Source organism: Rhodococcus sp. NPDC003383, assembly GCF_053589115.1.
In genome coordinates this window covers 60,078-80,504 of the sequence record NZ_JBSFRG010000021.1, presented here as the reverse complement: position 1 = coordinate 80,504, position 20,427 = coordinate 60,078, and the positions used below count along the sequence as shown (strand labels likewise).

The window sequence follows — 20,427 nt, the reverse complement described above, 5'->3', positions numbered from 1 at the left end:
CGATATGCCGTAGGTCACATCGGAGCATGTCTATCCACAGGGTTGTGGATAGACGACGAAGAGCCCCACGCACTTGGTGCGTGGGGCTCTTCGGGAGCCGGAATCAGGCGCCGACGACGTTCAGGGTGAACTTCGCGGTGACGTCCGGGTGCAGCTTCACGACGACGGCGTGCTTGCCGGTCGCCTTGATGTGAGCCTTGGGCAGCTCGATGATGCGCTTGTCGACGACCGGGCCACCGGCAGCCTTGATGGCACCGGCAACGTCGGCGGCGGTGACCGAGCCGAACAGCTTGCCCGAGTCGCCGGCGGTCTTGACGCTCAGCGAGACGCTCTCGAGACCCTCGATGGTCTCCTTGAGCTCCTTGGCGTGATCCAGGCCGCGCACGGCGCGCGCTTCCTGGGCACGGCGGATGCCCTCGACCTGCTTCTGGGCACCACGGGTGGCGACGATCGCCAGGCCGCGGGGCAGCAGGTAGTTGCGGCCGTAGCCGTCCTTGACCTCGACGGTGTCGCCAGGCGCACCGAGGTTGTCCACGTCAGCAGTCAGAATGAGCTTCATCGGTTCCTCCCTTTCCTCAGCGAGCCGTCGAAACGTAAGGAAGCAGGGCGACCTCACGAGAGTTCTTCACAGCAACAGCGATGTCGCGCTGGTGCTGCACGCAGTTGCCGGTGACGCGGCGAGCGCGGATCTTGCCGCGGTCGCTGACGTACTTACGCAGCAGCGTCGTGTCCTTGTAGTCGATCTGCACGTTCTTTTCCTTGCAGAAGGTGCAGACCTTCTTCTTCAAAACCTTGTCGCGCGCAGGCGCCTTAGGCATGGTCTTTCTCCGTATTTCTGGATGTTCCGATCGAGGTCGGATCAGAACGGGGGCTCGTCGTCCCCGGGACCACCGAACGAGCCGGCCTGCGGAGCGCTGCCCCACGGGTCGTCGCCACCGGTGCTCGCGCCGGCGCTTGCGCGCCCGCCGCCCGATCCTGCGGAGGAACCACCGAAGCCACCGCCGCCGCCACCACGGCCGGCCTTGGTGACCTTGGCCGTCGCGTAGCGGAGCGAGGGGCCGATCTCGTCGACCTCGAGCTCCACGACAGTGCGCTTCTCGCCTTCACGCGTCTCGTAGCTGCGCTGCTTGAGCCGGCCCTGCACGATCACGCGCGAGCCACGGGTCAAGCTCTCGGCCACGTTCTCCGCTGCCTCACGCCAGATGTTGCAGCGCAGGAACAGAGCCTCGCCGTCCTTCCATTCGTTGGACTGACGGTCGAACACGCGGGGCGTGGACGCGACGGTGAAGTTCGCGACCGCGGCACCCGCCGGGGTGAAACGCAGTTCGGGATCGGCGGTCAGATTGCCGACCACGGTGATGACGGTGTCGCCTGCCATGTGGTTCCTCCTGCTGTGTGTGGAGTCCTGATGCGCCCGAGCCTACGGTCAGGCGCCGACAGGCTCACTTGTCGTTGCGCAGAACCTTGGTGCGGAGCACCGACTCGTTCAGGCCGAGCTGGCGATCCAGCTCCGCAACGGCAGCAGGCGTCGCGCTGATGTCGATCACCGCGTAGATGCCTTCGCTGTTCTTGGCGATCTCGTATGCGAGACGACGCTTACCCCACACGTCGACCTTGTCGACCTTGCCGCCTTCCTGGCGGATCACGTTGAGGAACGTCTCCAGCGAGGGAGCGACAGTGCGCTCATCCAGGCTGGGGTCCAGGATGATCATCAATTCGTAATGACGCATAAGACCTCATCACCTCCCATGGACTGTGAACGGTCACGGACGATCCGTGACAGGAGGGTCGTTGCGTCAGCAACCCAAGAAGGGTACATGACCACGCCTTGACCAGCGAAATTCACCTAGGGTGAGGAACATGCGCACGAGCACCCGGATCCCCGCGCTCGTCGCCGTCCTGCTGTGCGCGGTCACGCTCGTCCTCGGCTATCTCAACAAGGCACGTTGCGCCGGACCGCGTTTCGACGAGCTCGGCCGCACTCTGCGTTTCGAATCGGTCAAGGATGCCGACGTCTGCTACTCCGACATCCAGCAACTGTGGATCGGACGGGACATCAACCTGCACCGCTTCCCGTTCCTCGACGGCGCCATCACCGCCACCGGCCACCTCGTCGGCGGCACCGTCGAATATCCCGTGCTCAGCGGTGTGCTGATGTGGCTCGGGGCCGTCCCCGCCCACACCGATGCGGAATTCCTGTTCTGGTCGGCGATGCTGCTGGCACCGTTCGGTCTGCTCACCGCGTGGATGCTGGGCCGGCTCGCCGGCTGGGCCGCGCTGCTCTGGTCGGCGACGCCCCCGCTCGTGCTGTACGCCTTCCACAACTGGGACCTGCCCGTCGTCGCGACGACGGTGGGCGCGATCGCGATCGTCGCCACCCGACGCTGGTCGCTGCGTACCCGCGGGGTGCTCGCCGCGGTGCTGCTCGGCATCGGCTGCTGCCTGAAGCTCTATCCCGGGATCTTCCTGCTGACACTCGTCGCCTATGTCCTGACCCGCGGTGACCGCACCGATCGGGACCCGGCCGACCGCGCCGGAGCGGCTGCTCGCTTCGACGTGCGCGGTGCCGTAGCCGTGGCAGCCGCGGGTGCCGCGACCGTCGTCGCCGTCAACCTGCCGTTCGCGTTGCTCGGCTACCCGGGCTGGCGCGCGTCCTTCGAGTTCCAGAGCAACCGCGCGGCCGATTCGACGAGCAACTCGATCTGGTTCTGGGGACTGCGCCCGCTGCTGGGCGGCTACGAGGGCACCGAGGTCACCCCCGCCTACAACGGTCTCGTCTCCGTCCTGTCGCCGTTGCTGATCTGCGTGTCCTTCGCGGTGGCCCTGGCGATCGGCTGGCGTCGCTACCGGCGCGAGGGCACGTACCCGTGGATCGCGATCGGTGCGGCGATGCTGTGCGGGTTCCTGCTGCTGCACAAGGTGCATTCCCCGCAGTACACGCTGTGGTTGCTGCCCCTGCTGGTGCTCGTGCGCGTCCGGTGGTCGCTCGTCGCCGCGTACCTGGTCGCCGACGTCGCGATCGGCGTCGGCGTCTTCCTCTGGTTCGCCGCCACCGCCGGTCAGCGCGACATGACCACGGCGATGCTGCTCACCCACGTGGGCGTGTGGGGACGCGCGATCCTGCTGGCCGTACTCTTCGTCGTGTTCGCGCGCGCATCCCTGCGGATGCGTGCCCCCGCCCCGGCTCCCGAAAGGACCAGGCCGATGACGACCGCTGGACGTGCCCGATGAGCGAATCCTGGTACCGGCAACCCACTCTGGAAGGCACCCTCGTCCGCCTCGAGCCGCTCACCATGGAACATGCGCCGGGACTGCTGGCTGCCGTCGACGACGCCGAGGCGATCTTCCGGTGGACGTCGGTGATCATCGAGGAACTCGCCGACGCCGAAGCATTCGTGCGCGCCGCGCTCGACGACTCCGATCGCCTGCCGTACGCGATCGTCGACATCCGCACGAATTCGGTCGTGGGCACCACCTCCTACTACGGGATCGACCCCGCCCACCGGAAACTCGTCATCGGCTACACGTGGCTGTCGCGCGCCGCCCAGGGCACCGGCGTCAATGCGGAATCGAAACTGCTGTTGCTCCGCCGCGCCTTCGAGGAGCTCGGCGCGGTGCGCGTCGAGTGGCACACCGACGAACGCAACGCGCACTCGCGCGGGGCCATCGCCAAACTCGGCGCCGAATTCGAGGGACTGCTGCGCAAGCACCGTCGCCGGCGCGACGGCAGCTGGCGGACCACCGCGCTGTTCTCCATGACGGACGACGACTGGCCGCTCGCCCGCGCTCGCCTCGAGGCGCGGGTCGCCGACAGTTCCGCACAACCCTGAACACCGGGCGAGGACCACGACCGTGCACGCCGCGCTGAGCAGGCTCGCCGCCCCCGCCGGGGTGGCGGCCCTGTCCGCGTGCGTGTGCGCCGCCGTGGTGTGGGCCGACCCCACCACGCCGGGCGGACCGATCCCGCCGTGCCCCACCCGCGCCCTGTTCGGACTCTGGTGCCCCGGCTGCGGTTCGTCCCGCATGTTGTATTCGCTTCTGCATCTGGATGTTCCGTCGGCGCTGCGGTACAACGCCGTCGGTGTGCTCGCGGTGGTGGTTCTGCTGTGGTCGTTCGCGGTGTGGACCGTGGGACGGGCCCGCGACCGCCGCTACGTCCAGTGGTACCAGTGGCGACGGTCCCCACAGATCGTGCTGGTGGTCGTCTTGTGCTGGTTCGTGATTCGCAACATCCCCGTGGGGCCTTTCGCGTCCCTCCGGATATGAGCCTCCCGGCGGAACTCCGGCACCGGCCCGCATACTGCGAATTCGCGCCCGGGCTGGTTCAATTCACGCACCGGGTCCGGATCGGACCGGATACCCGGCCGACGAGCGAGGACCGACGTGAACCAGTATCCGCAGTACCCGCCGAACGATCCACAGGGGTACTACCCCCCGGCCGCACCCGCGGGCTACGGCTACGGGCAGTACCCGGCCGGCCCGCAGTTCGGGCCGCCGCCCGAGAACAACATGGTCTGGGCCATTCTGGCCACGGTGTTGTGCTGCCTGCCCCTCGGTATCGTGTCGATCATCAAGGCCAATCAGGTCAATACGCTGTGGGCACACGGGCAATTCGACGCCGCCCGCAAGTCCGCCGCCGATGCCAGGAAGCTCGCGATCTGGTCTGCGGTGGCGTTCGTCTCGATGTGGGTTCTGGTCTTCCTGTACTGGGTGGTCATGTTCGCCATCGTCGCCTCGTCGGGCTACTGACCGTCGCGAAACCCGAATCACTCCTGTGACTGCCGGGTCGCCGACCGCAACCCGGCAGTCACAGGGCTCATTGCCCGGCGCACGGATTCCGGTAGGGGACACCAGGGAGGTACCGCTCCCACTCGTCCTCTGTGATCGCGGATCCGGCGTTCTCACACACCCGGTCCGTCGCGGCCTCGGTGTCGGTGGTCCACAGTCGCACCAGCCGGTCCGGTCCACCCCCGGCGAGGATCTCGCCGTCGTGCGCCCACGTGGCGTCGTTGACCCGTGTCCCGGACGCGGACAGTACGGCGTAGGCCGCAGGGTGTTCCGCATCCTGCACATCCCAGAGCCATGCCGCGCCACCGCCGACCCCGGCGGCGAGCCGATCGCCGGACGGTGAGAACTGCAGCGAATACACCGCATCCGCCGGCCCCGTGATCCGAGCCCGATCGCGCGGCGCAGTGCGATCGGTGACGTCCCACAACCGGATGCTGCGATCGGCGCTGCCCGCGGCGAGCGTCGCACCGTCGGGCGTGAATGCGACCGCCTGCGCCTGACTGTCGAATCCACCGACGGTCGACAGCAGGGTCGGTTCCGACGACCCGGCGGTCGCCCACAGTTCGACCTCGCCGTCCGCGGTCGGCACCGCCAGGGTGCCGTCCGGGGCGAAGGCCATCATCTGCGGATAGTTTCCGGCCGTGAAGGTTCCGATCGTCCGCGGCGCGTTCCGGTCCGTCACGTCCACCAGCGCGACCGTCGCATCGTCCTGCGCGGACACCGCCATCCGGTGCCCCTCGTGGTCGAAGGCGACCACGCCGACCATTCCCGCCACCACGGGCGGCGTCGATCCCAGCGATCGGGGCGCGGTGGGTTCGGTGAGATCGAACAGTGCCACCGCACCCGACACCGTTCCGACGGCGGCCAGGTCGGCGTCGCTCGTGATCGCCGCCGCCCCGGTCTGCACTCCCGGTTCCACGACCAGTTCGGGCAGCGGACGCGGTCTGCGCAGATCGTCGATGTCCCACAACGGAATTCCGCCCGCGCGACCACCTGCCCCGGCGAGCAGCAGGGTGCCGTCCCCGATCGGGTTGACATACACCGTGTCGCGCGCGCCGGGCAGTGCCGGGCCGGGCAGCGGCCACCATCGGGTGACGCCGTCGAGCGCACCGGTGAGGATCGCCGATCCGTCGGGGGAGAAGCGCACGGAGGTAACGGGGTTCGCGCCGGGCAACATCTCCACCGGTTCGCCGTCGGCGGCCCGCCAGATCTGCACCGTGTTGTCGGAGCTTCCGGCCGCCACCCATGTTCCGGTGGAGTCGAAGGCGACATCGTTGACGTAACTGGAGAATCCGGTCAGCGGCGGCAAGGGAACCGGCGGCGCGTCGTCGGCCAGCGACCACCGGGCCACCTCGCGCCGGGTCGTTCCGGACGCCAAGGTGCGACCGTCCGGCGAGAACGTGGCGCTCAGGTGGTGCACCGTCGAGCCGTCCGGTGGCAGATCGAAGCGCGGCGTCATCGCCGTATCCCATCCGCTCGTGTCCCACAACCGCATCGATGCCTGGCGCCCGAGCGTCGCCAGGGTTCTCCCGTCCGGGGAGAAGGCGACGAATGCCGTTCCAGCACCGGGATGTTCGAGTTCGGGAAGCGCCGTGACGGCAGCGCCATCGATGTTCCAGCGCAACACGTGGCCGGTGGCGTCGCCGGCGGCCAGCCGAGTGCCGGTGGGATCGAACGCGAATCCGTAGATCACTCGATCGGTGTCCGTCAGCTCGGTCACGACCCGCGGGTTTGCGGGATCACGCACGTCCCACAGCCGTGCGCCGCCCTGCCCCCCGACGGCCAGGGTGCTTCCGTCCGGTCCGAACTCGAGTGCGTACAACGCGCCGTCCACCGTGGCCGGCAACTCGGCCACCGGTGTCACGGCGGGCCGCCCGCCGATGACCGGAAACAGACGCACCACGCCGTCGCTGCCGGCGGAGGCGACGATCCGGGCATCGGGATCCACCCGCGCGACCGATCCTCCTTCCGGTCCGGCGATCCGGGTCGGCGCATGCACGGCCGTCGCGTCCAGCAATGCGGACCGGGCCTCGAGGGTGTCGCTGACCTGATAACCGGCGGCCGCGAGCTGCGACGCCAGCGCGGGATCGTCGTCGCGCAACTGCGCGGACACCGTTGCGATCTGCCGGGACATCGCTTCGTCGCGTGCCGATTGCGCCTGGGCCCGTTCCCCGTTCGCCTGTAACCCCGCGGCGACCGCGGCCGTCACCGCGACCACGGACACGACGGCCAGGGCACCGACGAGCCGCCGCAACATCCGGGTGCGGCGTTGCTCGTCGCGGACGGTCAGGTCGCGGTGGCGAAGGCTGGCGTCGACGAACTCCAACTCCAGGGAATTGAGCGCGTCCCGCCGATCGTCGTCGACCCATTCCTCGAACAGCTCGAGCCGCCCTCCGGTGAGGAGCGCCCCGGTGTCGCGTCCGCTGTCCTGCCACACCTGCGCGGCGCGGGTCAGGCGGCGGTGCACCCCGAGACCGACCCGGTCCGAGTCGATCCACTCACGCAGCCGATCCCAGGCGGTGAGCAGCACTTCGTGGGAGAGCTGCACGGTGTCCTCGTCGACGGTGAGCAACCGCCGCGCGGCGAAACGGTCGACGACCGAGGTGACATCGGCGGTGTCCCCGATCGCGAGCTCGCTCCACGGTGTGCGGCGGCGGGTCTGCGTGTCGTCGTCGACGTTGACCAACCGCAGGAAGATTCGCCGGGCGAGCACCTGCTGCTCCGGGGTCAGTTCCGCGTAGACCTCCTCGGCGCTCTTCTGCACGGCGCCGGAGACACCACCGGTGGCCAGGTAGTCGGCGACCGTGAGGGTGCGGCGACGGGCCCGCTGCCAGGTGCCGAGCAGCGCGTGCGAGAGCAACGGCAACGTGCCCGGATCGGTCGCCGTGCGGGTGGTGCGCGGAGTGAGGTCGGCGAGGAGAACACGGACGAGTTCGTCGGGCACGGTGGCACCGGCCTTCTCGGCCGGGGCGACGATGACCTTCTCCAGGTCCGTGTCGGTCAGCGGTCCGACGACGAGCGGACCCGCCGCGAGGATCGGCACGAGCACCGGTTCGCGCGCGGCAGCAGGGTAGAAGTCCGCCCGCAACCCGAGCACCACCACGACGTCGGGGCCGACGGCGGCCAGCCGGGTGAGGACCGTCGCGCGGTCGTCGGGCCCGCAGTGGGTCCACAGTTCCTCGAACTGATCGACGACGAGCAGCGCGGGTCCGGTCTCGGTCAGCGCGGCGACCAGCGCGCTCACCCCGATACCCGCAGGGGTCACGACGGTGCGCCGCCACTCCGGAAACGCCTCGGCGACGGAGGCGGCCAGGCCGGCGCGCAGCAGTGAGGACTTCCCGGCCCCGGACGGTCCGATGACGAAGAGCACCCGGCCGGCGGCACCGGTGCTCGCGCCCCGGACGCGAGCGAGCAGTTCGGCGGTGAGGTCGTCGCGCCCGAAGAACCAAGGGGCGTCCTCTTCCCCGAACGGTGCCAGTCCCCGGTACGGGACGACCGACTTGTCGGCGCGGCGGATCGCGGCTTGCCGGGCCCGTCCGGCGGCGGCCTGCCAGGCCGCCACTTCCGCCTCGTCGTCGACCCCGCACGCGGCGAGCACCGCGGTCAGGGCGGCACTGCTCGCCTTCGTCGGCAGGTGCTGGCCGGCGAACCATCCGGCGACCGTGCCGTGCTGTGCCCCGGACGCGGCGACGACGTCGCGCACGGACAGTCCGGCCCGGGTGCGGAGCTCGGTCAGTGCCTCGGCGAACTGCGTTCTGGCGCCGATCCGTTCGGGATCCAGCGGCTCCGTGCTCTGGTGCGGCATCTATGCCCTTTCGTATCGGTGCAGGTAGAAGACGTTCTGCCGTACGGATTCCGTATCGAACCGTTCGGTGTACTTCTGACCGGGCCCGGGTGGCGGCGAGGATGGATTCCGGCGCGCTCGCGCCGTTCCCCTTTCCCGGCGTTCTCGCGCCGCACCCCGTTTCGGCTTCCTCCGGAAGGAGCTCCATGACTGCGCCCCAACCCGTGACCCGGATCCGTTCATCCCTGGTACGTCGACCGCTGCTGAGCGCCCGCGAGGTGGAGGTGTTGCTGACCTGGCTGTCGTCGGATTCGAAATCTCGCGCGGCGCAGGAGTTGTTCGTCTCGGAATCGACGCTCAACACCCACATCACGCGGATCCGTTCGAAGTACGCGTCGGTGGGACGCAGCGCACCCACGAAGGCCGCGTTGTTCGCGCGGGCCCTGCAGGACGGTCTGACGACGCTCGACGAGTGGTAGCCGACTACAGCTCGTCGAGGGTGACGAGGCCGTCCTGCAGGGCCCGAGCGGTGAGCGCGGCCTTGGTACCGGCATTCCGGCCCACCGCGGCGTATTTCTCCCGTATCCGGGCCAGATGCGTGTTGACGGTGGCGACGGAGATGAACAGCTCGGCGGCGACTTCGGTCTTCGAATCGGATCGGAGCCAGCCGCGGAGGACCTCGACTTCACGAGGGGACAGCGACGGGCGGCTCGGTTCGGGGTTTACGGCAGCAACCGACCACGAAACATCAGCTGACACGGGATCCTCCTCGATCGGCCCACCGCCGCAGGTCCCCCGACCTTCCGAAAAGTGATGTTTGGGATAATAACGGTTACGGACCGACGAGGCCGTCCGACGACTGCAAGGGAATCGTCACAGAGCGCAAACGTAACGTCGCGCCGACGTCATGCCACGCGCAGGGATTTCAACGCCGCGTGCTGTTCCAGCCGGACCCGGCCGGGGCTGATGCTCAACACCGCCGCGGTCTGTTCGGGATCCAGCCCGACGATCGTGCGCATGATCAGCACTTCCCGGCGCAACTGCACCGCCGTGTCCGTGGATACCGAATCGACGGCACGGGATGCGATCTCGTAGACGAGGGTGGCGAAGTTCCGATTCGCACCCGTGGGGGAGGAGAGTTCGGCGAGCACGGTCCGGCATGCGTCGAGAGCGATCCGGTCGGCTTCGGCGAAGGGGATACCACCGTCGTGGGCCCGGGCGCGGCAATAGCCCACCACCCGCGGGTGCAGCACACGCAACAAGGCCGGAATCGCGGACGAGTCGCCGCGAGCAACAGCCCACGCGAGTTCACACGGAACCGATCCGGTCGTCGCCTGCCCCGACGAGCCGCGGTGATTCGCAGCCACAGCGCCTCCTCACGTCCCCGTCGAGACTAGGTCGAAGCACCGACAGTCCGCGTCGTCCCATCGGATGACTTCGTGGGTGATTCGCGGCCGTCCCGGGGGCGCAGCACCCTCGGCCACCAGCGCGGGAAGTCGTCTGGAGCTTGATCGACGACCCCACCGATCGGGTCGTCGACGAACCCGTAACGCACGAGATCCTCGGCGGGTCTCCGGATCTGCCGGATCACCGCGACGCACAGCGCCAGCACCGCCAAGTCCCGGATCAGGACGGTGACGGTGAACCACTGTTCGGGCAGTCCCTTCTCCGCAGGACCGAGGTAGTAGTACATGCGCGGAACCCACACGAGCGCATCGATCGTCATCCACGCGAGCAGCGCCCGGCGATGAGGCAGCGCGAGCACCGCGAGCGGCACCAGCCACAGCGAATACTGCGGACTCCACACCTTGTTGGTGAGCAGGAACGCCGCGACCACGAGGAAACACAACTGGGCCAGCCGGGGCCGGCGCGCGGCGGTCAGGGCGAGCCATGCGATCGCCGCGCACGCGGCCGCGAACAACAGCAGCGACACCAGGTTCGACGTCTCCGGATCCCACCCGGACCACGTGGTGAGGGAACGCACCACGTTGTAGATCGAATCGGGATCGACGCCGCGTTCGGTGTTGAGACGGAAGAACTCGGCCCATCCGCGCGGGAACAGCAGCATGATCGGCAGATTCACGACCAGCCACGCCGCCGCAGCCGCCGCCGCGGTCCGGCCGAAGGCACGCATCTTGCCCGCGCGCAGACACAGCAGGAACAGCGGGCCCAGCAGCAGCAGCGGATACAGCTTGGTGGCGCCGCCGAGTCCGAGGAGAACACCGGCCAGCACCGGCCGGCGTCGCGCCCAGGCGAGCAGACCACCGGCAGCGCACGCGGTGGCGAGTGCGTCGAAGTTGGTGAACGCGTGCACGATCACCAGCGGGGACGCCGCGACGAGCGCGGCATCCCAGATCCGGCGGCCGGCGGACAGCGCCGTCGCCCACACCGTCACCAGCCATGCCATGGCCGAGCCGAGCGCGACGACGTTGAAGTAGATCGCCACCTGCAGGCCGCCGGGCAGCCACGACGCGGAATCCCACGCCTTCGCGACCCGCATCGACACGTACTGGTACAGCCCGGCGACCACCGGGTATTCCATGTAGCGGACCTGCGTGCCGCCGTCCGGTGCGGGTTCCTCCCACGACGTCGCGTACGGGAACGCGCCTTCGTTGAGGCGTTCGGCGCCGTACAACGGCACCACGTCCGAGTAGCACATCGCGACGTACTGGCGGTTGCCTCGCCAGTCGAGTCCCAGTTCACCGTTCGGTCCGATCGGCGCCTGCTGGATGCAGGCGGCCTTGGTGAACCAGCCGAAGGACAGGAACACCACGGCCAGAAGCAGCAGCACCCGCAGCGGGGTGAAGAAGCGGGTGCGGCCGAGCAGCGCGTACCGGCCGACCGGCCCACCGATCGCGGTGGACAGGCGCGACACCATCGGATCGTTCCATCCGGGGGTGTCGCGCCAGTCCGCCGAGCGGAGGTCGGGTGCGAGCGGTGCCGGCGACACGACCCTCGTCTTCGCGCCCGCGGGCCTGCCGGTCGCCTCCTTGTCGCTCACGGAGGCGAGGTTACCTGCCGGGTACTGCTCCGCCGGGTTGCTGCTGGCCGGCCTGTCCGCCCGGAGCCGGAACCGCTTCCTCCACGGACGGTTCCGTTCCCTGCTCGTCGCCCGAATCCTCCTCGGTTCCGAAACCGGGCGAGTCCTCTTCCGGGGTCGTCTCCGTCTCCCGGCCGGGCCGCTGCGGAGTGGTGGTCGGCTGTTGCGCCACCCCCGGCAGCTGAATGGTCACGCCCGGCAGGATCTCGACGTCGCGCGTCGTGATCTCGGGGATCTCCGGCAACGACGGAATCGTGCGGCTCGTCTCCGGGGCCTTGGTGGTCGTCGGCACAGCCGTGACCTCGGCCGTGAAGGCGGGCACACCGGACACGCCGGCGATGGCGCCCGGGGTCGGGAACTTCTCGACGTCCGTGCCCTCGAGAGCGCCGTCCATCGTCGCCTTCCAGATGTCGGACGGCAGACCGGAACCGTAGATCATGCCGCCCCAGCTGTTCTCGAGCGGCAGGCCCTGTTCGGTGCCGACCCACACCGCCGTCGACAGCGACGGGGTGTACCCGACCATCCAGGCGTCCTTGTTGGAACCGGTGTCGCCGAGCTGTGCGGTGCCCGTCTTCGCCGCCGACGGACGTCCGCCCGCGAGAGCGTGCCCGTTGGAGTACGCGGCGATCGGCTGCATGGCGGCGGTGGTGTTGTCGGCGACCGCGTCGTCGACGACCTTCTCACCGGTGGGTGAGCCGCGGTCGAGTAGCACGCTGCCGTCGGCGGTGACGACCTTCTGCACGAAGTACGGCTCGTGGTAGGTGCCGGACGCGGCGAGGGTCGCGTACGCGGAGGCCATGTCGAGGACGCGGGACTGGTACTGGCCGAGGACGATGCCGTAGTTCGGGCCGGCGCCGTCCGGTTCCGTGAGGGTTTCCCCGACACCGGGGATCTCCTTGGGGATGCCGAGCTTGTGCGCCATGTCCGCGATGGCCTGCGGACCGTTGTCCATCGACAGCATCATCCGGTAGAAGCTGGTGTTCAGCGACCGCTTCAACGCCTCGGCGATGGTGCACTGGCCGCACTGCTCACCCTCGACGTTGCCGATCTTGATGCCGTTCACGGTCAGCGGGCCGCTGTCGTAGGTCGTCGACAGGGGCTTGCCCTGCTCCAGGTTCGCGGCCAGGCCGAACACCTTGAACGACGAACCGGTCTGCAGGCCGGACTGTGCGAAGTCGAACCCGATGCCGCTTTCGCCGCCGTAGTACGCGCGGACGGCACCGGTGTGCGGGTCGACGGACACGACGGCGGTGCGCAGTTCCTCCGGTTCACCCTCCATCGTCGAGCGGACCGCGTCCAGGGCCGCTTCCTGTGCCTGCGGGTCGATGGTCGTGGTGATCTCGAGGCCCTCGGTGTTGAGGAGCTTCTCGTCGATGCCTTCCGCGGACAGCTCCTGCAGCACCTGGTTCTTCAGGAGTCCTTCGGGACCCGAGGATTCGTCTCCGTTGTCCAGTTCGGCGAGCGGCACGTACGCGGGGTACTTCATGCCGGCGCGATCCTGGGCGTTGAGGGTTCCGGCCGTCACCATGCCGTCGAGCACGTAGTTCCAGCGAGCCTCGGCACCCTCCGGGTTCTGCTCCGGGTCCAGCAGCGACGGCAGCTGGATCGACGACGCCAGCACCGCACCTTCCTCGACGGTCAGCGCGCCGACCGGCTTGCCGAAGTAGGCGTTGGACGCCGCGGCGATGCCGTACGCACCGCGACCGAAGTAGATGGTGTTCAGATAGGCGGCGAGGATGTCGTCCTTCGACCACTGGTTGGCCATCTTCGACGACAGCACCAGCTCCTTCATCTTTCGGGTGAGCGTGCGCTCCGACCCGACGAGGGCGGTCTTGACGTACTGCTGGGTGATGGTCGAGCCACCACCCGCGCTCTCACGGCCGAGGATGTTGTCGCGAGCCGCGCGCGCGAAGCCGGTGACCGAGAAGCCCGGGTTGGTGTAGAAGTCGCGGTCCTCGGCGGCGAGCACGGCGTTGCGGACGTGCTCGGGGATCTCGTCGAGCCGGACCTCGGTGCGGTTTCCTTCGGGCGGGATCACCTTCGTGATGACCGTCGAGCCGTCGGACGCGTAGATCGTGGCGACCTGATTGGTCTTGAGGTCGCCGGGCCGGGGCACGTCCTGGACGACGTAGGCGACCATGAACGTGAGAATCGGAACGATCAGGCCGAGCGCGACCGCCACGTAACCGATGCGCCGGATGGTGCGCCACCGGGACGACTTGCCGCCCTTGCCGCCACCGCTGTTTCCGCCGCCACCGCCGCGGGCGGTCGGGGGCGGAGTCGGCGGACGTCCACCCGGCGGGGTACCTGCGGGGCGTGACGGAGGCTGCCGGTTGGCGGCCACGGCCTGCCGGGCCTGATCCTGCGGGATCCGTACGGTCGGGTCGGCCTGGGGCCGGGCCCCTTCCTGCGGGATCCGTACGGTTGGGTCGGCCTGAGGCCGGCCGCCGGCGGGCTGCTGGGGACCCGTCTGTGCACGGTTCGGCGGCGCGGCGGCGAACTGCTGGGGACGCTGCTGCGGCATCGGTCCGCTGCGCGGGTTCTGTTGGGGCATGGGTCCGCTGCGGGGGTTCTGCTGGGGAACCGGTCCGCTGCGCGGATTCTGCTGCGGAATCGGCCCGCTCCGCGGAGACTGCTGGGGACGCTGAGGCCCCTGCGGATATTGGGGGCCCTGCGGTTGCTGCGGGCCCTGCTGCTGCGGTTGCTGCGGATTCCGGGGCATCGGGTTCCGCATCGGCGGCGGTCCCGGCGGGCCCCCGGCGCGCGGGCCGGGTTGCCCCTGCGGACCCGGCCGGCCCTGCTGACCCGGATAGGGCTGCGGAGGGTACGGCCGGCCCTGGCCGGGCTGCGGCGGCAGCGGCCGGTCCTGGGCGGATCCCCCGACCGGTCCCGGTCCCGGGACCCGCTGCTGGCGCGGATCGGCAGGGCCGGTCCGGCGCGGCGGGGTGGACCGATCGACCTGTGGATCGTTGTCAGGGGAATTCACGTACTCATCTCCAACTGGTTGCGCGGACGCGGTACGACACGTCCTCGTTTCACGCCGGTGGGCACCCGACAACATCGTCGGGCCTCAACGGACAGCGTTACGTTCAGGCAGCGTTCGATCACGGGACCGGGCGTCCTCGTTCACTCGCTCGCGGTGCGACGGCTCTGCCCCGTCGACCGGCGTCGCGGCCGCGGCGGCGCAGGCTCGGCGCCGACGACATAGGACTGGACCAAATGGTTCCAACTGCAGGTGCGGCACACCTCGACCACGTGGACCGAGAACGCCTCCTGGCTGGCTGCCAGGCGGTCGAGTTCCTCGGCGGTGCGGGCGGAACCGGACACCTGGCCCAGTTTCTCGCCGAACACCCACGAAACGAGTGTGAGCTGCTCTTTCCTGCAGATCGGGCAGACGACTTCGCTGCCCTTCCCGTGGAACTTCGCGGCACGCAGCAGATAGGGACTGGCGTCGCAGACCTCCGCGACACCCCGTCGTCCCGAGTAGACCTCGGCGAGCAGCGACCGTCGCTGCAACGCGTAGTCCACCACCTGCCGCTGTGTTCGCACGCGTTCCAGAGTACGTGCGGGTGCTGTCGAAGTGGTCGGGGTGTGTGCTGCGTGACGGTTTCCCCGCGATCGTTCGGGACGAATTACTCTGCACCGGTGTCCACCCGACAGACGCCGCAGACCCGGGCCCGCGACATCGATCGCGTGAACACGTGCGCCCGGCTGGACCAGGCCTACGCCGACGGCCAGCTCGACGCATCCGAGCACCGCGAGTTCGTGGCCCGGGCACAGTCCGCGAAGACACTGCGTGAACTCGCCGACCTGGTCCGCGACCTGCAACCACCGGTGGAATCCGTCGAGGTCACCTCTCCTGCGGCCCGCTCGGGGCGTGGCCGGAAATCGGCCTGGGTCGTCGCGGCCGCAGCCGTCGCGATCGCGGTCGCCGTCGTGGTGGCGAACGGGAGCGATTCCCCCGAATCCGGATCGCCGGCGCTTGCGGGCGAGGCCGCGCCGGCCGATCCCCCAGGTCCGGCCGAATCGAGCGCGGTTGCGGCCGTCGAACCGGTGCGCCCGCTCCGGCCCGGCGGCTTCCAGCGCGTCGTCGACAGCTACCGCGCGGAATTCGGCGACACCATCGCGTACGAGGTCATCCTGTATCCCGAACGGGCGGCGGCGGGTCGTGCGCTGCCCGAGGCTCCCGACCGCATCGTGCCCTACACGTTCAAGGGTGGCTGGGAGCGGACGAACGTGCCGGCGTCGTCGCGTTTCCCCGGCTTTCGCGATTTCGATGCCGCCCTGGTCGATGCTGCGGCCCTGGACGACCTGATCGCCCGGGCCCCGGGATTGCTGGGCGCGCCGGAGGGCGTGGTGACCCACGTCATCGTCCGGGACGACGGCACGCCCACGACCAACATCTACGTCGACTACCGCAACGACCTGGGAAACGGGTATCTGAAGGCCGGTTTCGACGGATCCGTCCTGCGCGAATACCGCTGACTCCGCGTCGGCGCGACCGCTCGATCCGCGCGGCGACCGCGGCGCCGGTCGGGTTCCCGCACGCCTCGAACAGGCCGGTCCCCCCGACACATGTGGCAAACCTATCAGCGCGGAGTATCGTCGTATATATCGGTGCGATATAGTTCCGCGTCGTATCAAGTCGGTTTTGTCGGATCGGGAGAGTCGAGGAGGTAACCCCTGTGCTCGAACTGGCAATCCTCGGGCTGCTTCTCGAGTCCCCGATGCACGGTTACGAGCTACGCAAACGTCTGACCGGACTACTGGGCGCCTTCCGCGCCTTCTCCTACGGTTCCCTCTATCCGACGCTGCGCCGCATGCAGGCGGACGGCCTCATCGAGGAGGACTCCGGAGTTCCCGGCACCGTCAGGCGGGCCCGTCGCGTGTACCAATTGACGGACGCCGGTCGGGAACGTTTTTCCGAACTGGTCGCCGACACGGGACCGCAGAACTACACCGACGACGGATTCGGCGTGCACCTCGCCTTCTTCAGCCGCACTCCCGCCGAAGCGCGGATGCGGATTCTCGAGGGCAGGCGCCGCCAAGTCGAGGAGCGCAGAGAAGGGCTCCGCGACGCAATCGGACGGGCAAGCGGCACTCTCGACCGCTACACCCGTCAGCTCCACCAGCTCGGTCTCGAATCCAGCGAACGCGAAGTCCGCTGGCTCAACGAACTGATCGCCGCCGAGCAGTCGACAGCACCCAGCAAGAAAGAAGGAGAACCCGACCATGGGTGAGAACAACACCTCGGTGCGCGTGGCCATTGTGGGCGTGGGGAACTGTGCCTCGTCCCTGGTCCAGGGCGTGCAGTACTACAAGGACGCGGACGAGACCTCGACCGTTCCCGGCCTGATGCATGTGAAGTTCGGTTCCTACCACGTGCGCGACGTCAAGTTCGTCGCCGCGTTCGACGTGGATGCCAAGAAGGTCGGCTTCGACCTGTCCGAGGCGATCCTGGCCTCGGAGAACAACACCATCAAGATCGCCGACGTCCCGCCGCTCGACGTCCCCGTCCAGCGCGGCCCGACCCTCGACGGCATCGGCAAGTACTACGCGCAGACCATCGAGCTGTCCGACGCCGAGCCCGTCGACGTCGTCCAGGCTCTCAAGGACGCGCAGGTGGATGTTCTCGTCTCCTACCTGCCGGTGGGCTCCGAGGAAGCCGACAAGTTCTACGCCCAGTGCGCCATCGACGCCGGGGTCGCGTTCGTCAACGCGCTGCCCGTGTTCATCGCTTCCGACCCGGAGTGGGCCGAGAAGTTCAAGGCGGCCGGTGTTCCGATCGTCGGCGACGACATCAAGAGCCAGGTCGGCGCGACCATCACCCACCGCGTGATGGCCAAGCTGTTCGAGGACCGCGGTGTCGTGCTGGATCGCACCTACCAGCTGAACGTCGGCGGCAACATGGACTTCAAGAACATGCTCGAGCGTGAGCGTCTGGAGTCGAAGAAGGTTTCCAAGACCCAGGCCGTGACCTCGAACCTCAACGGCCCGCTGGCCGGCAAGGTCCACGACCGCAACGTCCACATCGGCCCCTCGGACTACGTGGAGTGGCTCGACGACCGCAAGTGGGCATACGTCCGCCTCGAGGGTCGCGCGTTCGGTGACGCCCCGCTGAACCTCGAGTACAAGCTCGAGGTCTGGGACTCGCCGAACTCCGCCGGCATCATCATCGACGCCATCCGCGCCGCGAAGATCGCCAAGGACCGCGGCCTCGGTGGCCCGATCCTCCCGGCCTCGGCGTACCTGATGAAGTCCCCGCCGGTCCAGATGGCCGACGACAAGGCTCGCGCCGAGCTCGAGGCCTTCATCATCGAGGCCTGAGTCTCGAATCTCACCCGACGGCGGTGGGTCGGTCCGGATTTCTCCGGGCGACCCACCGCCGTCGGCGTGTTCCCGGCCGGGACGGAACGGGACGAACACTCACTTCCACGAAAGCTCCAGTCGCGGTAGAACACTCGACTAGGCTCGGGCCAGCGGCGGTGGGTGGACCCGGTATGCGCCGAAGGAGCGGTCATGGACACCTGGTGGACGGCACTGCAACTGCTCGCACCCGCGTTCTGGCTCGGGTCGGTGTTCGCGATCTCGTTCCTCGAGGCGCCGTTGAAGTTCCGCGCGCCCGGCGTCACGATCCCGATCGGCCTGGGCATCGGGCGCCTGGTGTTCCGGGCCCTCAACATCACCGAAGTGGTGATCCTCGTGGTGCTGTGGATCGCGATCCTCGCCGCCACGGCGGCCCCGACCACGGCGATGTGGTGGCTGCTCGGCACGGTCACGGTGGTGTTGCCGGTGCAGGTGCTCGGGGTGCGGCCGGCCCTGACGAGACGGTCGGATCAGGTGCTGGCCGGCGCCGAGCTGCCCCGCTCGCGTGCCCACTACGTGTACGTCGCACTCGAGGTGGTCAAGGTGCTCGCACTGGTTGCGTTGATCGCCGTGAGCACCGACGCGTTGCTGTCGTAACGACGCCGGGCAGCGGCACCGTCGGATCAGAGGCGGGCAGAAGCGTATCCGTGCGCCTCGGCGACCTCGGCGGACAGCAGTTCCCCTCGGTGCGTCGAAAGACCTTCCGCGAGGCCGGGATCCGCCGCTACAGCTTCTTCCCAACCCTTGTCCGCGAGGGCTACGACATAGGGGAGCGTCGCGTTGGTGAGCGCGAAGGTGGAGGTGCGGGGGACCGCGCCCGGCATGTTGGCGACGCAGTAGAACACCGAGTCGTGCACCCGGTAGGTCGGCTCGGCATGCGTCGTGGGCTTCGAGTCCTCGAAGCAACCGCCCTGGTCGATGGCGATGTCGACGAGCACCGATCCCGGCTTCATCCGGGACACCAGGTGATCGGACACCAGCTTCGGAGCCTTCGCACCGGGCACGAGGACCGCGCCGATCACCAGATCCGCATCGAGGACCGCCTGCTCGAGTTCCAGCGTGTTCGAGACGACGGTCTTGACCTGGCCGCCGTACAGGGCGTCGATCTCACGGAGGCGGGCGACGGACAGGTCGAGGACGGTGACGTCGGCGCGCATTCCGTGTGCGATCGCGATGGCGTTCTTGCCGGAGACACCGGCTCCGATGACGACGACCTTGGCCGGACGCACACCCGGAACACCACCCATCAGGACGCCGCGGCCACCGCCCTGGCTCATGAGGTGGTACGCACCGGCCTGCGGGGCCAGGCGGCCCGCAACCTCGCTCATCGGCGCGAGCAGCGGCAGCGAACCGTCCGCGGCCGTGACGGTTTCGTAGGCGATGGAGGTGGTTCCCGAGGCGAGGAGCGCGTCGGTGCACTCCTTGGAGGCGGCGAGGTGCAGATAGGTGAACAGCACCTGGTCCCGGCGCAGACGCGAGTACTCCTCGGCGATGGGCTCCTTGACCTTCAGCAGCAGATCGGCACCCTCCCAGACCTGGTCGGCGTCGGAAAGGATTTGTGCGCCTGCGGCTTTGAAGTCCGCGTCGGCGAACGACGAGCCGACACCGGCGCCGGTCTCGATGAGCACCTCGTGGCCGCGGTCGACCAGTTCGTGGACGCCGGCGGGGGTGATCGCCACCCGGTACTCGTGGTTCTTGATCTCGCGGGGGATACCTACTCGCATGTGAAGCTCCGATGATGGGGGTCGCGTCGGCGGCGTTGCCGGACTGCGTGGGATTGTCGGACTGTGTGAGGGAGAGCGTCGGGAAGGTGATCGCTCACCGAAAATGTTGAAGAAACTGCACAATCAGCACAAGAGATCCGAACATAATTCTCTAGAATCGGGATATGCCTGGCGACAATTCGAAGAACCCGGTCGTCGGGGACGCTCGATCGAACGATGTTCGGCCGGGCGTCACGATCGACGCCGTCGACCGGATCATCCTCGACGAGCTCTCACGGAATGCGCGAATACCCAACAACGCCCTGGCCGCTGCCGCCGGTATCGCCCCGTCGACCTGCCTGGGCCGTGTGCGGTCGCTCATCGAGCGGGGAGTGATCCGCGGTTTCCACGCCGAGATCGATCCCGCGGCCCTGGGACGGGACCTTCAGGCGATGATCGCGGTCCGTGTCCTGCCGGGCGCACGCCGACATCTCGGACAACTCGCCGAACAGCTCAACGATCTCGACGAAGTCCTCAACGTCTACTTCCTCGCCGGTGCCGACGACTACCTCATCCACGTCGCGACCTCGAACACGGACGCGCTGAGGCGCTTCGTCGAGCACCTCAGCGCAAACCCCGCCGTCGCCTCCACCGAGACCAGCCTGATCTTCGAGCACGTACGGCCGAGCCCGCGATCGGAGAACTCCCCATAGCCCGACGCACCGGGGCGGTGACGGGATCGATCG

Annotated in this window: 20 protein-coding genes and 1 pseudogene; 10 read left to right on the top strand and 11 right to left on the bottom strand. The window is 68.6% G+C overall.

The features are described 5' to 3' along the window. Positions 1 to 103: 103 nt before the first annotated feature. The 4 genes from rplI to rpsF all read right to left on the bottom strand — a co-directional run bounded on the left by rplI (position 104) and on the right by rpsF (position 1,730). On the bottom strand, positions 104 to 559 hold the full coding sequence (gene rplI / locus ACWDTS_RS18660) for a 50S ribosomal protein L9 (RefSeq protein WP_197250690.1): 456 nt from the start codon (positions 557 to 559) through the stop codon (positions 104 to 106). Positions 560 to 575: 16 nt separating this feature from the next. Next, positions 576 to 818, bottom strand: coding sequence for a 30S ribosomal protein S18 (gene rpsR, locus ACWDTS_RS18655; protein ID WP_197250689.1), 243 nt, complete (start codon positions 816 to 818; stop codon positions 576 to 578). A 41-nt stretch (positions 819 to 859) separates the two neighbouring features. Beyond that, the gene (locus ACWDTS_RS18650) at positions 860 to 1,378 is read right to left on the bottom strand and encodes a single-stranded DNA-binding protein (RefSeq protein WP_248676080.1); all 519 of its coding nucleotides are present in this window, start codon (positions 1,376 to 1,378) and stop codon (positions 860 to 862) included. A 64-nt stretch (positions 1,379 to 1,442) separates the two neighbouring features. Then, positions 1,443 to 1,730, bottom strand: coding sequence for a 30S ribosomal protein S6 (rpsF, locus tag ACWDTS_RS18645; RefSeq protein ID WP_068161222.1), 288 nt, complete (start codon positions 1,728 to 1,730; stop codon positions 1,443 to 1,445). Between the two features lie 130 nt (positions 1,731 to 1,860). Here rpsF and ACWDTS_RS18640 point away from each other — a divergent pair, with 130 nt between their 5' ends. The 4 genes from ACWDTS_RS18640 to ACWDTS_RS18625 all read left to right on the top strand — a co-directional run bounded on the left by ACWDTS_RS18640 (position 1,861) and on the right by ACWDTS_RS18625 (position 4,749). Beyond that, positions 1,861 to 3,231, top strand: coding sequence for a hypothetical protein (locus ACWDTS_RS18640; protein WP_450108887.1), 1,371 nt, complete (start codon positions 1,861 to 1,863; stop codon positions 3,229 to 3,231). Beyond that, the gene (locus ACWDTS_RS18635; RefSeq protein WP_248676078.1) at positions 3,228 to 3,830 is read left to right on the top strand and encodes a GNAT family N-acetyltransferase; all 603 of its coding nucleotides are present in this window, start codon (positions 3,228 to 3,230) and stop codon (positions 3,828 to 3,830) included. Before ACWDTS_RS18640 ends, ACWDTS_RS18635 begins: the two co-directional genes overlap by 4 nt. Positions 3,831 to 3,852: 22 nt before the next feature. Continuing rightward, positions 3,853 to 4,266, top strand: a complete 414-nt coding sequence (locus tag ACWDTS_RS18630; protein ID WP_450108886.1) for a DUF2752 domain-containing protein — start codon at positions 3,853 to 3,855, stop codon at positions 4,264 to 4,266. A 117-nt stretch (positions 4,267 to 4,383) separates the two neighbouring features. Continuing rightward, positions 4,384 to 4,749 carry a CD225/dispanin family protein gene (locus ACWDTS_RS18625; protein WP_450108885.1) on the top strand — a complete coding sequence of 122 codons (366 nt, stop codon included), beginning with the start codon at positions 4,384 to 4,386 and terminating at the stop codon, positions 4,747 to 4,749. Positions 4,750 to 4,816: 67 nt separating this feature from the next. On the opposite strand, the gene ACWDTS_RS18620 is transcribed toward ACWDTS_RS18625, so the two are convergent. Continuing rightward, the gene (locus tag ACWDTS_RS18620) at positions 4,817 to 8,593 is read right to left on the bottom strand and encodes an nSTAND1 domain-containing NTPase (RefSeq protein WP_450118781.1); all 3,777 of its coding nucleotides are present in this window, start codon (positions 8,591 to 8,593) and stop codon (positions 4,817 to 4,819) included. 185 nt (positions 8,594 to 8,778) lie between these two features. Between ACWDTS_RS18620 and ACWDTS_RS18615 the strand changes: the two genes are divergently transcribed. Continuing rightward, positions 8,779 to 9,051 (top strand): LuxR C-terminal-related transcriptional regulator, encoded by a 273-nt coding sequence (locus tag ACWDTS_RS18615; protein WP_450108883.1) that lies wholly within the window; start codon positions 8,779 to 8,781, stop codon positions 9,049 to 9,051. 4 nt (positions 9,052 to 9,055) lie between these two features. On the opposite strand, the pseudogene ACWDTS_RS18610 reads toward ACWDTS_RS18615, so the two are convergent. From ACWDTS_RS18610 to ACWDTS_RS18590, 5 genes and pseudogenes are all read right to left on the bottom strand, one after another. Beyond that, positions 9,056 to 9,286 (bottom strand): annotated as a pseudogene (locus tag ACWDTS_RS18610) (response regulator transcription factor); the annotation flags it as partial. 191 nt (positions 9,287 to 9,477) lie between these two features. After that, positions 9,478 to 9,939 carry an RNA polymerase subunit sigma-24 gene (locus tag ACWDTS_RS18605; RefSeq protein WP_197250683.1) on the bottom strand — a complete coding sequence of 154 codons (462 nt, stop codon included), beginning with the start codon at positions 9,937 to 9,939 and terminating at the stop codon, positions 9,478 to 9,480. Positions 9,940 to 9,965: 26 nt separating this feature from the next. Continuing rightward, positions 9,966 to 11,573, bottom strand: a complete 1,608-nt coding sequence (locus ACWDTS_RS18600) for a glycosyltransferase family 87 protein (protein ID WP_450118780.1) — start codon at positions 11,571 to 11,573, stop codon at positions 9,966 to 9,968. Positions 11,574 to 11,583: 10 nt separating this feature from the next. Further along, the gene (locus ACWDTS_RS18595) at positions 11,584 to 14,166 is read right to left on the bottom strand and encodes a transglycosylase domain-containing protein (protein ID WP_450108951.1); all 2,583 of its coding nucleotides are present in this window, start codon (positions 14,164 to 14,166) and stop codon (positions 11,584 to 11,586) included. A gap of 572 nt (positions 14,167 to 14,738) precedes the next feature. Then, complete coding sequence (locus tag ACWDTS_RS18590) at positions 14,739 to 15,161, bottom strand: DUF5318 family protein (RefSeq protein WP_197250682.1); 423 nt, start codon at positions 15,159 to 15,161, stop codon at positions 14,739 to 14,741. A 96-nt stretch (positions 15,162 to 15,257) separates the two neighbouring features. On the opposite strand from ACWDTS_RS18590, the gene ACWDTS_RS18585 reads away from it, so the two are divergent. From ACWDTS_RS18585 to ACWDTS_RS18570, 4 genes are all read left to right on the top strand, one after another. Further along, entirely contained in the window at positions 15,258 to 16,097 is an 840-nt protein-coding gene (locus ACWDTS_RS18585; protein WP_450108880.1) for a DUF1707 SHOCT-like domain-containing protein, read from the top strand. A gap of 200 nt (positions 16,098 to 16,297) precedes the next feature. Beyond that, positions 16,298 to 16,852, top strand: a complete 555-nt coding sequence (locus ACWDTS_RS18580; RefSeq protein ID WP_197250680.1) for a PadR family transcriptional regulator — start codon at positions 16,298 to 16,300, stop codon at positions 16,850 to 16,852. Continuing rightward, positions 16,845 to 17,939 (top strand): inositol-3-phosphate synthase, encoded by a 1,095-nt coding sequence (locus ACWDTS_RS18575; RefSeq protein ID WP_197250679.1) that lies wholly within the window; start codon positions 16,845 to 16,847, stop codon positions 17,937 to 17,939. Before ACWDTS_RS18580 ends, ACWDTS_RS18575 begins: the two co-directional genes overlap by 8 nt. A gap of 192 nt (positions 17,940 to 18,131) precedes the next feature. Continuing rightward, entirely contained in the window at positions 18,132 to 18,575 is a 444-nt protein-coding gene (locus ACWDTS_RS18570; protein ID WP_450108879.1) for a hypothetical protein, read from the top strand. Between the two features lie 26 nt (positions 18,576 to 18,601). Here the strand turns inward: ACWDTS_RS18570 and ald are convergent, their stop codons facing one another. Further along, complete coding sequence (ald, locus tag ACWDTS_RS18565) at positions 18,602 to 19,702, bottom strand: alanine dehydrogenase (RefSeq protein ID WP_450108878.1); 1,101 nt, start codon at positions 19,700 to 19,702, stop codon at positions 18,602 to 18,604. Between the two features lie 164 nt (positions 19,703 to 19,866). On the opposite strand from ald, the gene ACWDTS_RS18560 reads away from it, so the two are divergent. Beyond that, positions 19,867 to 20,394, top strand: coding sequence for an Lrp/AsnC family transcriptional regulator (locus tag ACWDTS_RS18560; RefSeq protein ID WP_450108877.1), 528 nt, complete (start codon positions 19,867 to 19,869; stop codon positions 20,392 to 20,394). Positions 20,395 to 20,427 lie beyond the last annotated feature (33 nt).